Raw genomic sequence first — 16,764 nt, 5'->3', positions numbered from 1 at the left:
TTCTACCCGTATAGTGATGTTGCTAGAACCAATTGAGAACCGTGTTGGCGATCGAATCTCCTGCCTGTGATCCGATTATTCCGCCAACGACTCCGCCAATGACGCCGCCGATGGCTGCGCCGGCGGGACCCCCGATGCATACGCCGATCGCTGCGCCTCCCTTTGCTCCGAGAGTGGCTCCGCCCCAAGCTCCAGCAGCCGAGAATGCGCCTTTAGTCCCCGCGCGGGCTACCTTTTCTCCTTCTCCTAGCGAGGGGTTATGAGAGTCCTTCTGCCACTGGCCATAAGCGCTCGTAGCAAATGACAGCACGGTGCTTCCTCGTCCCGCCCATTTCAGGGCAGGTTGGGCTCTACTGGCAGCATTGGCGATCTTCGCTGCTGTGGTTCCCTTGGCGCTGGTTGGGAGCTTCCAATTCTCCAACTTGCTGTCGTGCAGCGCGTGACGAATTCTGCCGACGGGCCGCCCATTGTGGGCTCCGTGATGGGCGATAGGCTTTCCCTTGGAATTTGTCCATTCTAGATTGGCTTTGCCTTGGTGAAGACTAAGGCCTTGTGCGGCAGTGGTGATATTATCGGCTCGGTCGACACCCCATGAGATGATGCTTGCCGCAACCATCCAACTGCCACCATTGAGGGAGGGCAGCACTGCATTCACAAATGGATTGTTCTCCCCCGTGATGGCTGCGCAGGCGTCCGAGAAGGTCTGGCGCGCCTCCGTCTCCTTGGTGCGAATGTCACTGGTCTCGGTCTCCAATGTGTTGTACAGGGCGATCTTCGCCTGCTCGTCGCCGTCCTGCTGCACCTGCTCGGCGTTAGCTGGGTCCGGGCCGTCAGGGAAGGAGCTGGTCGGCTCGTTAATGAGCTCCCCCGACAGCGAGAGGCCTCCCGCGGTCGCCCGATCCCGAATATCCGCAAGACTCGCCTTGACCGCATCCAGGGACGAGGCGAAGTTCTCCAGAGCGGTCTTGTAGCTGCCCAGGTCCGCCACAAGATCCTCACAGGAGGTGATCGCCTGAGAAGCTGTCGTGGTCGCGCTCCCAGCAGACAGCCCCTCCAACTCGCACAGGGCGGTGCGCCCGCTGATGAGGTTGTCCTCGCAGGAATCCACGTGCGTCTTAATGGTGCCGATATCAGTCGCGGAGGACCTGATATCGCTGGGCGTGGCGTCAAGATGCGTATCGATGCTCATAGCAACCTCCCTCACTACCTGTGGGTTCGATGACTGCCGTCGACGGCCGCGGCTGCACCTCTAGTAGTTGCGCAGAGGGTCCAACCTGGTGGTGCGGGGACCCCGAGACGACGACGAGCGTCCCGGCACTGCGGTGCTCGACTGAGGCGCGACTCCTCCAGCACCGGGGCCCTGGCCGGATCTGGCCGAAGGGCCCGGAGGGGTTGTCCAGGAGGGCGCCTGGGGTCCCACGAGCGAGGGCCGGCCCATTGAGGATGCCGGCGTGCACATCGCCGCCTGCGAGTCCGCCGTCGACAGGCTGCTGTCCGCCGCGGACAGGCTGCTGGACAAGGAGGGGATCGTCGACTGCAAGCCGGACAGGGCCGACTGGAGGTTGGACACCACGGTGGCCGTCGCAGAGACCGACCAGCCGCACCCCGACGGGGAGCTCACCGAATCACCACTGATGTTGGCGCTCGCCAGGTCGAAACTGTTGGTGGCGCTGGAGGCCTGACTGTGACTCCACTGCAAGCTGCTCATGATGCCCTCATGCTCGATGGGACGTGCGGGACAAGGCAGGAGGCTATCACCCGATCACGGTCGGGTCACGGCGGGAGGGTCTCCCAGCCCGAGGGCCCCGCCCGTCGCGGGCGGGCTCCGCGGCCCGGGCCGGCCAGGACGGGCGGCCTGCTTGTTGACTCCCGACAGCCTAGGCTAGGCTTGCCTTGCTTGTATTTGTCCAGATATGACATGGAGATCGGGTGTTCCTCGCCAACCTGCTCATCGCCCTGCGAGAAGGCCTGGAGGCCGCCCTCGTCGTCAGCATCCTGGTCGCCTACCTGGTCAAGACGGGGCGCCGGGACGTGCTGCCCAAGCTGTGGATCGGCGTCGGGCTGGCGGCCCTCATCCCCCTGAGCGTGGGAGCGGTCCTGACCTGGGGCCCCAAGACCCTGACCTTCCAGGCCCAGGAGATCCTCGGCGGCACCCTGTCCTTCATCGCCGTGGGCATGGTCACCTGGATGATCTTCTGGATGGGCCGCAACGCCCGGGAGATGAGGCAGGGGCTGGAGTCCTCCCTGTCCAGGAGCCTAGCCGAGCGCGCCTCCGGGTGGGGGGTGGTGTGGATCGCCATCATCGCCGTGGGGCGCGAGGGGGTGGAGACCGCCCTGTTCGTCTGGGCCACCGTGCGCTCCAGCATCGAGAACTCGACCATCCAGACCACGCTGGGGGTGGTCACCGGGCTCGCGCTGGGCATCGTGCTGGGCTGCCTCATCTACCTGGGTGCCGTGCGCATCAACTTCCACCTGTTCTTCGCCGTCACCGGGTACTTCCTGGTGGTGGTCGCGGCGGGCATCGTCGCCTACGGCGTCGGCGATTTCCAGGAGGCCAGCGTCCTGCCGGGCATCATGAACCACGCCTGGGACCTGTCCGCCCAGCTGCCCGCGCCCAGCTCCCCCCTGTACTGGCTCTACGTGGTCCTCAACGCCATGTTCCAGGTCAACCTCCAGCCCACCGTGCTCCAGGTCGTGGGCTGGGCGCTCTACATCGTCCCCGCCCTCATCCTGCTGACGCGGAAGATCCGCGGTACCCGGCCCCGCAGCGCCGGCGCCGTCACCTCCCCGCAGCCCTCGACCACCTGAGAACCACCTGAGGACCACCTTAGGCGCACGGCGGCGCCGCGAGGTCCGCCGCGCGCCGGCCGTCCCGCCACCCGCACCATCCGACCGAATCACACCTCCGACCGAAGGAAGACAGATGTCGATCCCGAGCATCAAGCGCCGCAGCCTGCTCACCCTGCTCCCGCTCACCGCCCTGGGACTGGCCGCCTGCGCCGACAACCCCAGGAACTCCACCGGCTCGGGGGCCTCGGCCTCCGCGGGGGCCCAGGCCGTCACGGTCACCATCACCGACGACGGCTGCGAGATCTCCCCGGTCTCCTTCCCCGCCGGCCTGGTCACCTTCACCATCACCAACCAGGGCACCGTCCCCAACGAGTTCGAGGTCCTCACCGACGACAAGCTCCAGATCGTCTCCGAGCAGGAGAGCATCGGCCCCGGCACCACCGCCACACTGACCACCGCCCTGAAGGAGGGCACCTACTACGGCGCCTCCAAGCCCAACATGGTCGGCGAGCTCAAGGGCGTCACCGAGCTGACCATCACCCCCGGCCAGGAGGTCGCCGTCAGCGACGACATCGCCAAGCTGGAGGAGGAGGCCGTCAAGAACTACACCGCCTACGTGCGCGACCAGGTCGGCCAACTGCTGACCGCCACCCAGGAGTTCGTCGAGGTCTACCTCTCCGGCGACGCCGAGAAGGCCAAGACCCTCTACCCCCTGGCCCGCCAGTACTACGAGCGCATCGAGCCCACCGCCGAGGCCTTCGGCATCGAGGAGGCCGGCGACCTCGACGCCGCCCTGGACCTGCGCATCCAGGACCTGGCCGCCGACGCCGGCAAGCCCGTGACCGACGCCAGCGTCATCGAGGGCTGGACCGGCTGGCACCGCATCGAGGCCGACCTGTGGATCACGGACGCCTCCAGCACCTTCAAGTTCGCCGACGACGCGGCGCGCAAGAAGATCGCCGACCAGCTCAACACCGACACCCAGTCCCTCTACGACCTGGTCTACGGCAAGATCAAGGGCGCCGGCGACAAGGACTTCGCCCTGGAGCTGACCGACGTGGCCACCGGCGCCTCCACCCTCATGGAGGAGGTCGCCCTGACCAAGATCGTGGGCGAGGAGGAGACCTTCTCCCACACCGACCTCTACGACTTCAAGGCCAATGTCGAGGGCGCCCAGGTGGCCTTCGGCAACGTCAAGGACATCGTGGTTCAGAACGACCCGGATCTCGCCGACAAGATCGAGAAGCAGTTCAAGGCCGTCGAGGACCTGCTCACCCCCCACGAGTCCAAGAGCTCCGAGGGCCAGGTCGCCTACGTGGACTACTCCACGATCGCCGCCGTCCAGAAGGACGCCGGGGAGAAGCCCGCCGACACCGACTACACCGATGTGCAGCGCAAGTTCTCCGACGCCGTCAACGCCCTGAGCGAGTCGCTCTCGCAGGTGGCCAGCAAGGTCCTGCACTGAGCGCGGCCGAGATCACCCCGGAAGGAGGAGACAGCAGTGAGTGGTCAGCCGTCGTCGGGCGCCTCCCAGCCCGTCGGAACCGGTGAGGCCGAGCAGCCCCTGAGCGCCGGCAGCCCGGCGCAGGAGCCGGCAGCCGACCCGGCCGGGGGACCGGCCGAGGAGCAGACCCCCAGCCGGCGGATGGCCAACCGCCGCACCATCTTCACCAGCGCCGGCCTCGGCGCGGCGCTGGCGGGGCTGGCGGGCGTGGCCGGGGGGCGGGCCTGGGTCTCCTCCCAGAGGGCCGCCGACGACACGATCCTCACCGTCTACCCCTTCCGGGGCGAGCGGCAGGCGGGCATCCTCACCCCCGCCCAGGACAACATGTTCACCGCCGCCTTCACCGTCTCCACCACGGATGTCGAGGAGCTCAAGGCCCTCCTGACCGAGTGGACGGTGGCTGCCGAGCAGATGTGCGCCGGAGAGCTGGTGGGCGGGGAGCCCAGTGCGAACAAGCAGATGCCGCCCAAGGACACCGGCGAGGTCTGGGGCTACAAGCCCAATGGCCTGACCATCACCTTCGGCTTCGGCAAGAGCCTGTTCGTCGATGAGGAGGGCCGGGACCGCTTCGGCCTGGCGGGCAGGCTGCCCGGCATCCTCGACGAGGGCATGCCGACCTTCGCCCACGAGCAGCTCAGCGCCAGCCAGAGCTACGGGGACTTGCTCATCCAGGCCTGCTCCAATGACGCCCAGGTATGCGTCCACGCCATCCGCAACCTCACGCGGATCGCCTTCGGCACCGCCACCCTCAAGTGGAGCCAGATCGGCTACGGCCGCACCTCCTCGACCTCCGTGGAGCAGGAGACGCCCCGCAACCTCTTCGGCTTCAAGGACGGCACCAACAACATCAAGGCCGAGGACGAGGCCTCCGAGCTCGACGAGCACCTGTGGGTGCAGCCCGGTGACGACGGGGCCGCGGACTGGATGGCGGGCGGCACCTACTATGTGGCCCGCAAGATCCACATGTTCGCCGAGATCTGGGACCGCATCCGGCTCATCGAGCAGGAGCAGATCATGGGGCGCGACAAGCGCTACGGGGCGCCGCTGAGCGTCGTCGACCCCACCGAGTCCTCCCAGGAGTTCACCACGGTGGACTACGAGGCCACGGGCGAGGACGGCGAGGCGCTGGTGCCCGCGGACTCCCACATCGCCGTCGTCGCCCCCGAGCGCAACCAGGGGCGGCGGATGCTGCGCCGCGGGTACAACTACACCGAGGGCAACGACACCCTGGGGCGCCTGGAGACGGGGCTGTTCTTCGTGGCCTTCGTGCGCGACCCGCGCACCAACTTCTACCCCATTCTGGACCGCATGACGCAGACCGATGCCCTGGAGGAGTACCTCCAGCACCTGGGCTCGGCGCTGTTCGCCGTGCCACGGGGCATCAAGGACGGCGAGACCATGGTGGGCCAGGCGCTGTTCGACTGAGCGCGCATGCGGCGCCCCACGCCCCGTGGCGGTGGGGCACCGCATGCGGCCATGGCCCGGAGCCCGCGGCGGCTCCACCAGGGCGGTCCTCCCGTGCAGGAGCGCGCAGGAGCATGATGGCCCCATGCGCGACCTGACCGACCTCACCCGCCCCACCACTCCCAGCCGCGCCATCCAGGAGCGCATGGCCGCCGAGACCGCCGAGCGCTCCGCCGCGGCCGGCCCGGCCACGGCCCTCCAGGACGGCGCCGGCGCCCCGGCGCCCCTGCGCTCCCGCCTCGCCGAGGCCATTGAGCGGCTCGCCCCCCGGATCGTCGAGCTGTCCCACGACATCCACGACCACCCCGAGACCGGCTACCAGGAGCACCACGCCGTCGCCGCCGTCGCCGGCCTCCTGCGCGACCACGGCATTGAGCCCGCCGTCGGCGTCTACGGCATGGACACCGCCCTGCGCGCTGGCATCGGCTCCGGCCCCGCCGGCACCATCGCCATCCTGTGCGAGTACGACGCCCTGCCCGACATCGGCCACGGCTGCGGCCACAACGTCATGTGCGCCAACTCCACCGGCGCCTTCCTGGCCCTGGCCGCCCTCGAGGCCGAGCGGCCCGGCACCCTGCCCGGCCGCGTCATCCTCCAGACCACCCCCGCTGAGGAGAACTCCACCGCCAAGGAGATCCTCGCCGTGCGCGGCATGCTCGAGGGCATCGACGCCGCCATCCAGACCCACTCCTACGCCCACGACCTCACCCACCAGACCTGGCTGGGGGTGCGCCGCCTGAGCGCCGCCTTCCACGGCGTGCCCGCCCACGCCTCCTCCCAGCCCTTCATGGGCCGCAACGCCCTGGACGCCGCCACCCTGGCCCTCACCGGTCTGGGCCTGCTGCGCCAGCAGATCCTGCCCATGGACCGCCTCCACGCCGTCGTCGCCGACGGTGGGCGCGTGCCCAACATCGTGCCCGAGCGCGCCGAACTATCCATCATGGTGCGCTCGAAGTACCCCGAGACCCTCAAGGACCTCGTCACCCGCGTCGAGGAGCTCCTCCACGGGGCCGCCCTCATGACCGGCACCGGCGTCGAGATCACCACCGACCCCCACTCCAACGAGATGCCCGTGCGCGACAACGGCCCGCTCCTGGCCGCCTGGGTGCGCTCCCAGCGCGAGCGCGGCCGCGAGCCCCTGCCCGCCGGCGTCCTGCCCGAGACCATCGCCGCCGGCACCGACTTCGGCAACATCTCCCAGCGCGTCCCCGGCATCCACCCCCTCATCAAGGTCACCGACGGCCCCGACGTCGCTCTCCACACCCGCGAGATGGCCCGGGCCGCCGGCTCGGCCACCGGGGACCGGGCCGCCGTCGACGGCGCCTACGGGCTGGCCGCCGTCGCCCTGGACTGGCTGCACGACGCGGGCCTGCGCCGGGCCGTGCGCGCCGACTTCGAGGCCAGCGGCGTCGTCGACGTCGAGGGGTTCTGGCAGGAGGGGCGCCCGGACCAGTGACCGGGGCTCGGCCCGGTGGGCCCGCGCCGGCCGGGGGCGGCCCGGCCGGCGCAGTGCGCCGCCTCAGGCGGTCAGGGCCTCGCGCATGACGTCCAGGCCCACACTGCCCAGGCGCAGGGCCCGGGTGTGGAAGTCCTTGAGCGAGAACTCCTCCCCGCGCGCCACCGCCGCGGCCCGGTCCGCCTCCCGGATGCCCTCCCACAGGCGCTGCCCCACCGCATAGGAGGGCGCCTGCCCCGGCCAGCCCAGGTAGCGGTCCAGCTCGAAGCGCAGGAAGGACTCCCGCATGGCCGTGTTGTGGCGCAGGAAGGCCCAGGCCGAGCCCTCATCCCAGAGGCCCTCGCCCACGCCCTCCAGGCCCGCCAGCTCGGGGGGACGGCGCTTGCCCAGGTGCACCCCGATGTCCAGCACCACGCGCGCCGCCCGCAGCCGCTGCGCGTCGAGCATCCCCAGGCGGTCGGCCGGATCCTCCTGGAAGCCCAGATCCGCCATCAGCTGCTCGGCGTACAGGGCCCAGCCCTCGCCGTGCCCCGAGACCCAGCAGCACTGGCGGCGCCAGGTGTTGAGCTCCTCGCGCAGGTAGGTCTGCATCCCCACCTGGAGGTGATGGCCGGGAACCCCCTCGTGGAACACCGTGGTGCGCTCCTGCCAGGTGGAGAACTCCTCGGTGCCCTTGGGCACCGACCACCACATGCGGCCCGGGCGGGAGAAGTCATCCGAGGGCCCCGTGTAGTAGATGCCGCCCGTGGTGCTCGGCGCGATCCGGCACTCCAGGGCGCGCAGCGGGGCGGGGATGTCGAAGTGGACGCCGTCGAGCGCCGCGATCGCCTCATCGGAGGTGCGCTGCATCCAGGCCTGGAGCGCCTGCGTGCCGTGCAGCATGCGCGCCGGGTCCGCGTCGAGGCGCTCCATGGCCTCGCGCACGGTGGTGCCCGGGCCGTAGAGCTCCTCAGCGATGGCCCGCTGCGCGGCATCGATATCCGCCAGCCGGGCCCGACCCCACTCATAGGTCTCATCAAGGTCGATCCGTGCCCCCAGGAACTCCCGGGAGAAGCGCTCATAGCGCTCCCGCCCCACGGCGTCCTGCGTTCCCGCCTGCGGGGCCAGCTCCTCGGCCAGGAAGGAGGCCAGATCGGCGTAGGCGCCCCGGGCCGCCCGCGCCCCGGATCCCAGCGCCGAGCGCAGCGGGGCCTCCAGGTCGCCCGGTGCGCCCTCGATGAGGGCCGTGTAGGAGGAGGCCTCGCCCGCCTGCTCCGCGGCCTGGGCGATGCAGGCCTCCACCTGGCGCCTGGCCGCCACATCCCCGCGGGAGGCGGCCAGGCGCAGGGACTGGGTGTAGCCCGCCAGGGCCCGGGGCACATCGGCCAGGGCCGAGGCGATCTGCTCCCAGTCCTGGGCGGTGCCGGTGGGCATGAGGTCGAAGTGGTCGCGCAGGGCCTGCACCGCCGAGGTGATGTTGTTCAGGGCGCGCAGGTCCTCCCCGGCTTGGGACAGCTCGCGCTCCAGCCCCAGGCGCTCGCGCATCGCCGCCAGGGTCACGGCGTCGACCCCATCAGCGGGCTCCAGGCCATCGAGAGCGGCCAGGGTCTCGCGGTTGAGATCATCGAGGGCCGCCAGGCCCTCGGGGGAGTAGTCGTCCAGGGCGCCGCGGGGCCCCGGCAGCCCCGCCGTGGTGGCGAACTCGGGTGACAGGCGCGCCAGCCGGGAGACATGCTGCTCGGCGACGGCGTCGATCGCCGAGGGCGTGCGGCTGGGGGCGGGAGCATCGGGAGTACTGGGGGCATGAGGCATGGCCGCACCCTACTGCACATCTTCAAGGGGGTAGGAGCGCGCAGACCCCGACTTTCCCGCATGATTCCGTCGGCCTCCGGTCTGAAGATGTGCAGCGCTGGGCCCGTTGCACATCTTCAGCAGTGTCCGGATCTCCGCGACCCCGGAATCCCGCGGATCATGGGTGTCACGGCTGGGCGGGCGGCCCCGAAGATGTGCAGGGGGCCAGGCCCATGCGCTGGAAGGACGCGAGCGCCCCACGGACCGCGCTCACGACGTACTCCCTCCCGCTCATCACGTGCTCGTAGGCCAGGCGAAGAGGGATGATCCCCCGGGCGATGAGCCGCTGGTCGCGCTCGTGGTCGTGGCGCATCTGCTCCGGTGTGCTGTGGAAGGCGAATCCGTCCGTCTCCAGGTCTAGGAGCTCCTCCACCAGAATGTCGAGCTCTCCCACTCCATCGATGATCACTCCAGTACGGACCCTGAAGCCCGCCTGGACCACGTAGGTGCGGGCCATCGTCTCCAGGATGGAGCGGGCGTGCGGATCGGCTTGAGTGATGAGGCGGCGCGCCCTGCTGGCCCACTGGCCCTGGAGCAGCTCCTCCAGGTCGGGGATCGTGACATGGCGCTGGTTGAGGGCGGAGTCCAGGACGGCCAGGGCATCGATGCCCTCCACATCCGGGCACATGAGGGTCCTGGCCACTGCCTCGGTGGGCGCCACAGTCGGGATGCCCTCGACCATGGCGGGCGTGATCCTGCTCTCGCGGTGGATGCGCACCGGCGCGGTTGGCCGGCTGCGGGTGCTGCGAATGCCGTGATTGTGCTGGAGTGCCAGGTGGGTCCGCACAGGGAGCTCCCGGGTCGGGTAGCCGTAGAGCCGGGCGGCACTCACGCAGGTGACATGGCCGCGGAACCGTCGGGCATTGACGGTGCGCCTGTCAGTGCCGGGCAGCTGGAAGAAGGACGGCGCCGTCTGCGAGAGCAGGTCGAGCTCCGCGGCGGCCTTGAGGATCCGAAGATCCTGGGCGGAGTGCGGTATCTCGTCGAGGTAGGCCGCGCCGCCTGCCGCTGCGATGGCTTGGATGACAGGTTGATCCAGGAGATGATCCACGGCGTTTGCAGTCTTTGTTGAAGTCATTTACCTATGTTTAGTGATGCTTGTTAGGTCTGCAAGGGCTGCGCAAGGCCTGTGGATAACCCCGTTGCACATCTTCAAAAATAGTCCATCTGGTTGAATGGCGGAAAGCCGCGGATCGTCCGAGCAGTGTCGCCTCATAGGGCCTCCAAGATGTGCAGCGCGGGGTCCGTTGCACATCTTCAAGGGGGTAGGAGCGCGCAGGCCCCGACTTTCCCGCATGATTCCGTCGGCCTCCGGTCTGAAGATGTGCAGCGGCCCGGGGCGCAGGGCACGATGGGGCCATGAGCACGACCCACCTGCCCGAGCCCCGCGCCGCCGAGCCCGGCGCACCCCGCCGGCCCTACCGGGTCATCGCCGTGTGCACCGGGAACATCTGCCGCTCCGCCATGGCCGAGGCGGTCCTGCGCGACCGCCTCGAGGCGCTGGGCGTCCTGGGCGAGGCGGAGGTGGCCTCCGCCGGCGTCTCCGATGAGGAGCGCGGCAACCCCATGGACTCGCGCGCCCGCGCCGTCCTCCGCGAGGCCGGCTGCACCAGCGGCGCCGCGGCGCAGACGATCAGGGAGCACCGGGCCCATCGCATCACCGACGCGGAGATCCTCCAGGCCGACCTGCTCCTGGCCATGACTGCGCGCCACCACCGGGAGCTGGTCCGCCGGGCGGAGCGCCTGGGCGCGGACGCCTCCCGCATCCGCATGTACCGCTCCTTCGACCCCCAGGCCGCCCCTGGTCAGGGCGGTCAGGACCTCGACGTGCCCGACCCCTGGTACGGCACGACGGCGGACTTCCTCGACACCCTGGAGGTGGTCGAGCGCGTCAGCGGCGCCCTGGCGCCCCTCCTCCAGGAGCGGGTCCGGGAGTAGGGCGCGGGCCCGGGCCCGGTGCCGCAGCGCCGCTCCGGACCGGCTCGCGCTCAGCCCAGTCGGGCCCGCAGCCAGGCGGTGACCGCCTCCAGGTACTCCTCGCGCGCCGGTCGGGGCGAGAGCACCAGGTCGTGGCACCCGCCCGGGATCTGGCGGAGCGTGACATCGCCGCCCAGGAAGGAGGCGCGCTCGATGATCTGCTCCACCGAGAGCACCACATCGGTGCTCCGGGCCTCCTCCAGGGTCGGGTTGTCCGACCCCGACGCCGTCGAGCAGCACACCAGGATCGGCACTGTGATGCCCAGGCCGTGGTGCACCTCGCGGTGCAGGCGCCGCACCCCGGCGAGGAATCCCGCGCGCACCGGGAAGGACTCCAGCGGCTTGAGCTCCAGGTCCCAGTCCCACTCGCCCGACCAGTCGCGGTGCAGGGCCTCGACGTAGGCGTGGGGCTTGTCCTTGCGGCCCGAGCCCGGCTCATCGATGGCGCGCTCAGGGTCCCGCCGTGAGATCAGATCCACCAGGGCCGACCCGTAGGAGCGCACGAGGGCCGAGCCCCGCAGGTCCAGCCACGGCGAGTTGAGCACCAGCGCATCCACGCTCCCGGGATGATCCGCCGCCCAGATGGCTGCCTGGAGCCCACCGGTCGAATGGCCGTTGAGCACCACCGAGGCGTGCCCGTGCTCGGAGCCGATGATGCGCAGCGCCTCGGCGATCTCCTCATCGTGGACGCGCAGGTCTCGCACATCGTGCGGGGAGGGGTGGCCGACGCCCGCGCGGCCGCAGGAGCGCAGGTCCAGGGCGTAGAACTCATAGCCGGCATCCAGGTAGGCCTGGGCCAGGTGGGTCTGGAAGAAGTAGTCGCTGCGCCCGTGCAGGTAGAGCACGGCCCGCCGGTGGCGGGCGCCCGCAGCGCGCTGGTGGACCAGGACCGCATGGTCGGCGCCGGGCGCCTGGGGCGACTGGGCCACCGGGATGCGCCGCGCCACCCACGGCTCCCCCAGGATGTCCACCGACTCCAGGGGGCTCGACGGCGGAGGCGGCGGTGCCGGGGCGGGGGTGGCGGGGGCGGAAGGACCGGAGGCGGTGCTCATGGGCCCATCCAAGCACGTGCCGACGGCCCTGGGTCGCCAGCCCCACGTACCGCCCGCATCCGCCGGCGCCCCCTGCCCGGCCGTGCTGCCCGGCCGTGCTGCCCGCTCAGGCTGCCCGCGGCGTCCGTGGCCGCAGTGCTGAGAGGCATCGCAGGGCCGAGCGTCGGAAGGCATCGCGCGGGTGCGGGCTCGGGTGCGCCACCCCCGGGACAAGCGTGACCTTCGTCCCTTGGCGGGGCGGGGAGTTGCCTGGCCCGTTCTCCTCTGCGTACTTTGTACCCGACCATCCAGAGCAGCCGAGAGACCTGGCTCGACGACGCTGCAGCAACCCCCTTCGCGGTGAGGGTGCTTCCGCCAGGACCGATGGAGGAGCGCGTGAGCCGATCACAGACAGCCCTAGACGAGCACAGCACCGACCCGCCCGCCCCGACGGCCAGCGCCCCGGAGCCCACGATCTCCCTGCGCGAGGTCCACAAGGTCTACCAGTTGCGCGGCCGTGACCCGGTGCACGCCCTCAACGGCCTGAGCCTCGACGTCGCCCCCGGCTCCATCCACGGCATCGTCGGCACCTCCGGGGCGGGCAAGTCCACCCTCGTGCGCTGCCTGACCTCCCTGGAGCGGCCCACCTCCGGGCATGTCTATGTCGAGGGCAAGGACATGACCGCCCTGTCCTCCCGCGAGCTGCGCGAGGCCCGCCGCCGCATCGGCATGGTCTTCCAGCACGCCAACCTCCTGGAGCAGCGCACCACCGCCCAGAACATCGCCTACCCGCTGGCGCTCGCCGGCGTGCCCCACGGCAGCCGCCACCAGACCGTCTCGCGCATGCTCAGCCTGGTGGGACTGGCCGACCGGGGCGGCTCCTACCCCTCCCAGCTCTCCGGCGGCCAGAAGCAGCGCGTCGGCATCGCCCGCGCCCTGGCCGACGACCCCGCCGTCCTGCTGTGCGACGAGCCCACCAGCGCCCTGGACCCCGAGACCACGCGCTCCATCCTCGGCCTCATCAAGGACGTGCGCGACACCCTGGGCCTGACCGTCATCATCATCACCCACGAGATGAGCGTCGTGCGCCAGGTCTGCGACTCCGTCAGCCTCCTGGACGCCGGCCGGATCGTGGAGGGCGGGCGCCTGGAGGACGTCGTCCTCGACATCGGCTCCCGGCTCTCGCGCGAGATCGTCCCCTTCCCGGCGGTTCCCGAGGGCTCCGTCCCCCAGGGGCACGGCGTCATCGACGTCTCCGTCACCGCCCACCCGGGCCAGCCCGCCGCAGTGGCCCTCATGTCCATGGTGGCCGAGCTCGGCGGCGACATCGCCGCCGGGGTCTTCGAGACCATCGGCGCCGCCCAGATCGGCCGCCTGGCCATCACCGTCCCGGCCCACGACGTCGAGAGCGCCGTCACCGCCCTGCGCCAGGCCGGAATCACCGCGGAGGTCCGCCCATGAGTGCCCTGACCGCCACCGGCCCCCTGGCCTCCCGGCTCCTCCTGGGGGCGGCCAAGAGCTCCAGCACCTGGTTCGACAACCCGGTCATCCAGCGCAAGCTCGGGCTCGCCACCGCCCAGACCCTCCAGATGACCTTCGTCTCCGGGGCGCTGACCATCCTGTTCGGGCTGCTGCTCGGCCTGGCGCTGGTGGCCACCGGCAAGCGGGGGCTGCACGCCAACGCGGGGGTCAACATGGTGCTCTCCCAACTGGTCAACATCGGCCGCTCCATGCCCTTCATCATCCTCATGGTGGCCATCGTCCCCCTCACCCGCCTCATCGTCGGCACCTCCCTGGGATGGCAGGCCGCCTGCGTGCCCCTGACCATCGGGGCCATCCCCTTCTACGCCCGCCTGGTGGAGACCGCGGTGGGCAACGTCGAGCACGGCAAGGTGGAGGCCGCCCTCATGATGGGCGCCTCCGAGCGCCAGATCACCTGGGGCGTCCTGGTGAGGGAGGCCCTGCCCACCCTCATCCAGGCGGCCACCGTCACCATCATCACCCTGCTCAGCTACTCGGCCATGGCCGGGGCCGTGGGCGGCGGCGGCCTGGGCGACCTGGCCATCCAGTACGGCTACCAGCGCTACCAGCTCGACGTCATGGTCATCACCGTCGTGCTCATCCTGCTCATCGTCGCCGCCATCCAGGTGGTCGGCGACATGCTCAGCCGGCTGGTGGACCACCGCTGAGGCGCCCGCCAGCCGGAGAGCCGCAGGCACCGGCCCAGCATCATCACGACCCCAAGCCCGGCCCCGCCCCACGGCGGTGGGCACCACCCGCCCACCAGGCCGCTCCATCCCGGGCGGCAGGCCCTGCCCCGAAAGGAACCCCCATGTCCGCAACCATCACCCGTCGCACCTTCTCCGTCGGCCTGGTCGCCGCCGTCGGCGCCACCCTGGCCGCCTGCGGCTCGGACTCCGGCGTCAGCGGCATCACCAAGGAGGGCGAGACCTCGGTCATCTCCGTGGGCGCCTCCCCCCAGCCCCACGTCACCATCCTCCAGTTCGTCCAGGACAACCTGGTGGAGGGCTCGGGCATCAGCCTGGACATCGTGGAGATCAACGACTACCAGACGCCCAACACCTCCCTGGATGACGGCTCCCTGGCCGCCAACTTCTTCCAGACCCCCAACTACCTGGCCCAGCAGATCAAGGACAAGGGCTTCGACTTCGTGGCCATCTCCGATGTCCACATCGAGCCCCTGGGCCTGTACTCCTCCAAGGCCTCCTCAGTGGAGGAGATCCCCTCGGGCGGCGAGATCATCCTCAACTCCGACCCGGCCAACACCGCCCGCGGCCTCAAGCTCCTGGCCCAGGCCGGGCTCATCGAGCTCGACGCCGCCGTGGAGCAGCCGGCGGACACCGACATCACCTCCAACCCCAAGAACCTCACCTTCACCACCGTTGACGGGGCCCAGGTGGCCCGCTCCATGCAGGACGCGGATGCCGCCGTCATCAACGGCAACTACGCCATCGAGGCGGGCCTGGTGCCCAGCAAGGACGCCCTGGAGCTGGAGAAGGCGGAGAACAGCCCCTACGTCAACCAGCTGGTGGTGCGCACGGAGGACAAGGACAACGCCGACCTCAAGAAGCTCGCCGAGCTGCTCAACCGCGAGGAGGTGCGCTCCTTCATCCAGGAGACCTGGACCGACGGCTCCGTCCTGCCCGCCTTCTGAGGGCCGCTCCTCCCGCCGTTGCACATCTTCAGGCCCCTTCCGGGGCGGCGGCCCCGACTTCTCCGCATGGATGCGTCGGCGTCGCGGCTGAAGATGTGCAACGGCGCCTGCGCTGCACATCTTCAGCGCCGAATCGGAAGCGAGCGCCTGGGCGAACCGCGCAATCATGCGCCTCCGCTGGCCGGTCGATAGTTGAAGATGTGCAACGGGCAGGGGTGGGCGGGGCTCAGGCCGCCATGGCGGCGCCCAGCAGCACCAGGCGCAGGGTGCGCTCGGTCGCGTCGGCCAGGAGCTCCTCCGCCCGGTCCACCGCCTCCCCGAGATCCATGGGAGCCGGGATCATCCCCGCCACCGCATCGATCCCGGCGGCATGGACATCCGCCGCGCCCCGGCCGATCGTGCCCGCCAGGGCGATCACCGGCTTGCCCGCCCGCTTGGCCCGGCGCGCCACCTCGGCCGGGATCTTCCCGCGGGGGGTCTGGAAGTCCACCGCCCCCTCGGCGGTGAGGACCAGATCCGCCTGGGCGATGAGCCCGTCCACATCCATGCCGCAGCGCTCGGCATCCATGAACACCTCGAACCGGGAGAGCAGCTGGGCACCGGTGCCCGCCGCGAGCCCGGCCCCCAGGCCGCCAGAGGCCCCCGTTCCCGGCCCGGTCAGCAGGTCGCGTCCTGCCACCTGCTCGGGGAAGGCGCCGGCCAGCAGCCCCGCCCAGTGCGCCAGCCCGGCATCCAGGGCCTCGACCTGCTCGGGCGTGGCCCCCTTCTGCGGGCCGAAGACCCGGGCCACCCCGCGCTCCCCGGTGAGGAGATTGTGCATATTGCCCGCCACCAGGATCTCTGTGCCGGCCAGGCGGGGGTCCATGCCCGAGGTGTCGATGCGCTCCACCCGCGCCAGGTTGCTGCCGGTGGGCTCGAGCTCCCCGCCCCGGGCGTCCAGCAGCCGGGCGCCCAGGGCCACCAGCGCCCCGGCCCCGCCGTCGCAGGTCCCCGAATCCCCGCAGCCGATGATGATGCGGCGCGCCCCGGCATCGAGCGCCACCGCGATGAGCTCGCCCACGCCGCGAGTGGTGGTCGCGCCCGGGTCGCGCACATCGGCGGGCACCAGGCGCAGCCCGGCGGCCGCCGCCATCTCGATGAGCCAGGTGCCCTTCGAGGCGCCCCCGAGCCGGGCCAGGTGTGAGGTTACGGGCCGGCCCACCGGCCCGGTCACGCGCGCCGCCACCAGCTCGCCGCCGGTGGCGCGGGCCATGGTGGCGGCCGAGCCCTCCCCGCCGTCGACCAGCGGGAGCTCGCTGACGACGGCGCCGGGCAGGACCCGGCGCACACCGCGGGACACCGACTGGCAGACCTCCTCGGGGGACAGGCTCTCCTTGAAGCCGGAGGGGGCGATGACGATACGTGTGGGAATGGTCGTGGACATGGAATCCTCCAGTGGTTCGAGCGGTTGCGGATGCGTCGGTGTCGGATGCGGTCTCATCGGAGGCGGTGGACGGTCTCGGGCGGTGGTCCGGGCAGTGACTCAGTTGGGGGATCG

14 protein-coding genes and 1 riboswitch are annotated in these 16,764 nt (G+C 70.7%); of the genes, 9 read left to right on the top strand and 5 right to left on the bottom strand.

The annotated features are described in order from the left end of the window. Positions 1-22: 22 nt before the first annotated feature. Entirely contained in the window at positions 23-1,189 is a 1,167-nt protein-coding gene (locus J5X07_RS01175) for a hypothetical protein (protein WP_208478384.1), read from the bottom strand. 262 nt (positions 1,190-1,451) lie between these two features. Between J5X07_RS01175 and J5X07_RS01170 the strand changes: the two genes are divergently transcribed. The 5 genes from J5X07_RS01170 to J5X07_RS01150 all read left to right on the top strand — a co-directional run bounded on the left by J5X07_RS01170 (position 1,452) and on the right by J5X07_RS01150 (position 7,214). Next, positions 1,452-1,682 carry a hypothetical protein gene (locus tag J5X07_RS01170; protein ID WP_124934031.1) on the top strand — a complete coding sequence of 77 codons (231 nt, stop codon included), beginning with the start codon at positions 1,452-1,454 and terminating at the stop codon, positions 1,680-1,682. Positions 1,683-1,929: 247 nt separating this feature from the next. Next, on the top strand, positions 1,930-2,808 hold the full coding sequence (gene efeU, locus J5X07_RS01165) for an iron uptake transporter permease EfeU (protein WP_208478383.1): 879 nt from the start codon (positions 1,930-1,932) through the stop codon (positions 2,806-2,808). A 121-nt stretch (positions 2,809-2,929) separates the two neighbouring features. After that, complete coding sequence (gene efeO / locus J5X07_RS01160) at positions 2,930-4,255, top strand: iron uptake system protein EfeO (protein ID WP_208478403.1); 1,326 nt, start codon at positions 2,930-2,932, stop codon at positions 4,253-4,255. Between the two features lie 36 nt (positions 4,256-4,291). Continuing rightward, complete coding sequence (gene efeB, locus J5X07_RS01155) at positions 4,292-5,719, top strand: iron uptake transporter deferrochelatase/peroxidase subunit (protein ID WP_481736479.1); 1,428 nt, start codon at positions 4,292-4,294, stop codon at positions 5,717-5,719. 124 nt (positions 5,720-5,843) lie between these two features. Next, positions 5,844-7,214, top strand: coding sequence for an amidohydrolase (locus tag J5X07_RS01150; protein WP_208478382.1), 1,371 nt, complete (start codon positions 5,844-5,846; stop codon positions 7,212-7,214). Between the two features lie 63 nt (positions 7,215-7,277). Here the strand turns inward: J5X07_RS01150 and J5X07_RS01145 are convergent, their stop codons facing one another. Then, positions 7,278-9,005 (bottom strand): DUF885 domain-containing protein, encoded by a 1,728-nt coding sequence (locus tag J5X07_RS01145; protein WP_208478381.1) that lies wholly within the window; start codon positions 9,003-9,005, stop codon positions 7,278-7,280. 166 nt (positions 9,006-9,171) lie between these two features. Further along, on the bottom strand, positions 9,172-10,122 hold the full coding sequence (locus J5X07_RS01140) for an endonuclease domain-containing protein (protein ID WP_208478380.1): 951 nt from the start codon (positions 10,120-10,122) through the stop codon (positions 9,172-9,174). Positions 10,123-10,403: 281 nt separating this feature from the next. On the opposite strand from J5X07_RS01140, the gene J5X07_RS01135 reads away from it, so the two are divergent. After that, complete coding sequence (locus tag J5X07_RS01135) at positions 10,404-10,982, top strand: low molecular weight protein-tyrosine-phosphatase (RefSeq protein WP_208478379.1); 579 nt, start codon at positions 10,404-10,406, stop codon at positions 10,980-10,982. A gap of 50 nt (positions 10,983-11,032) precedes the next feature. On the opposite strand, the gene J5X07_RS01130 is transcribed toward J5X07_RS01135, so the two are convergent. Beyond that, positions 11,033-12,073, bottom strand: coding sequence for an alpha/beta hydrolase (locus tag J5X07_RS01130; protein WP_208478378.1), 1,041 nt, complete (start codon positions 12,071-12,073; stop codon positions 11,033-11,035). Positions 12,074-12,353: 280 nt separating this feature from the next. Beyond that, positions 12,354-12,443: riboswitch (SAM riboswitch) on the top strand. Between J5X07_RS01130 and J5X07_RS01125 the strand changes: the two genes are divergently transcribed. From J5X07_RS01125 to J5X07_RS01115, 3 genes are all read left to right on the top strand, one after another. After that, complete coding sequence (locus J5X07_RS01125) at positions 12,437-13,513, top strand: methionine ABC transporter ATP-binding protein (RefSeq protein WP_208478377.1); 1,077 nt, start codon at positions 12,437-12,439, stop codon at positions 13,511-13,513. Its footprint overlaps the riboswitch before it by 7 nt. Further along, complete coding sequence (locus J5X07_RS01120; RefSeq protein WP_124934022.1) at positions 13,510-14,241, top strand: methionine ABC transporter permease; 732 nt, start codon at positions 13,510-13,512, stop codon at positions 14,239-14,241. Before J5X07_RS01125 ends, J5X07_RS01120 begins: the two co-directional genes overlap by 4 nt. A gap of 143 nt (positions 14,242-14,384) precedes the next feature. Then, entirely contained in the window at positions 14,385-15,227 is an 843-nt protein-coding gene (locus J5X07_RS01115; RefSeq protein ID WP_124934021.1) for a MetQ/NlpA family ABC transporter substrate-binding protein, read from the top strand. A gap of 226 nt (positions 15,228-15,453) precedes the next feature. On the opposite strand, the gene J5X07_RS01110 is transcribed toward J5X07_RS01115, so the two are convergent. Then, positions 15,454-16,650, bottom strand: coding sequence for a glycerate kinase (locus tag J5X07_RS01110; protein WP_124934020.1), 1,197 nt, complete (start codon positions 16,648-16,650; stop codon positions 15,454-15,456). Positions 16,651-16,764 lie beyond the last annotated feature (114 nt).

This window comes from Actinomyces bowdenii, from assembly GCF_017592395.1.
GTDB classification, from domain to species: Bacteria; Actinomycetota; Actinomycetes; order Actinomycetales; family Actinomycetaceae; genus Actinomyces; species Actinomyces bowdenii.
Note: the sequence above shows the minus strand (reverse complement) of the source record. Positions and strands in the feature narration are given on the sequence as shown.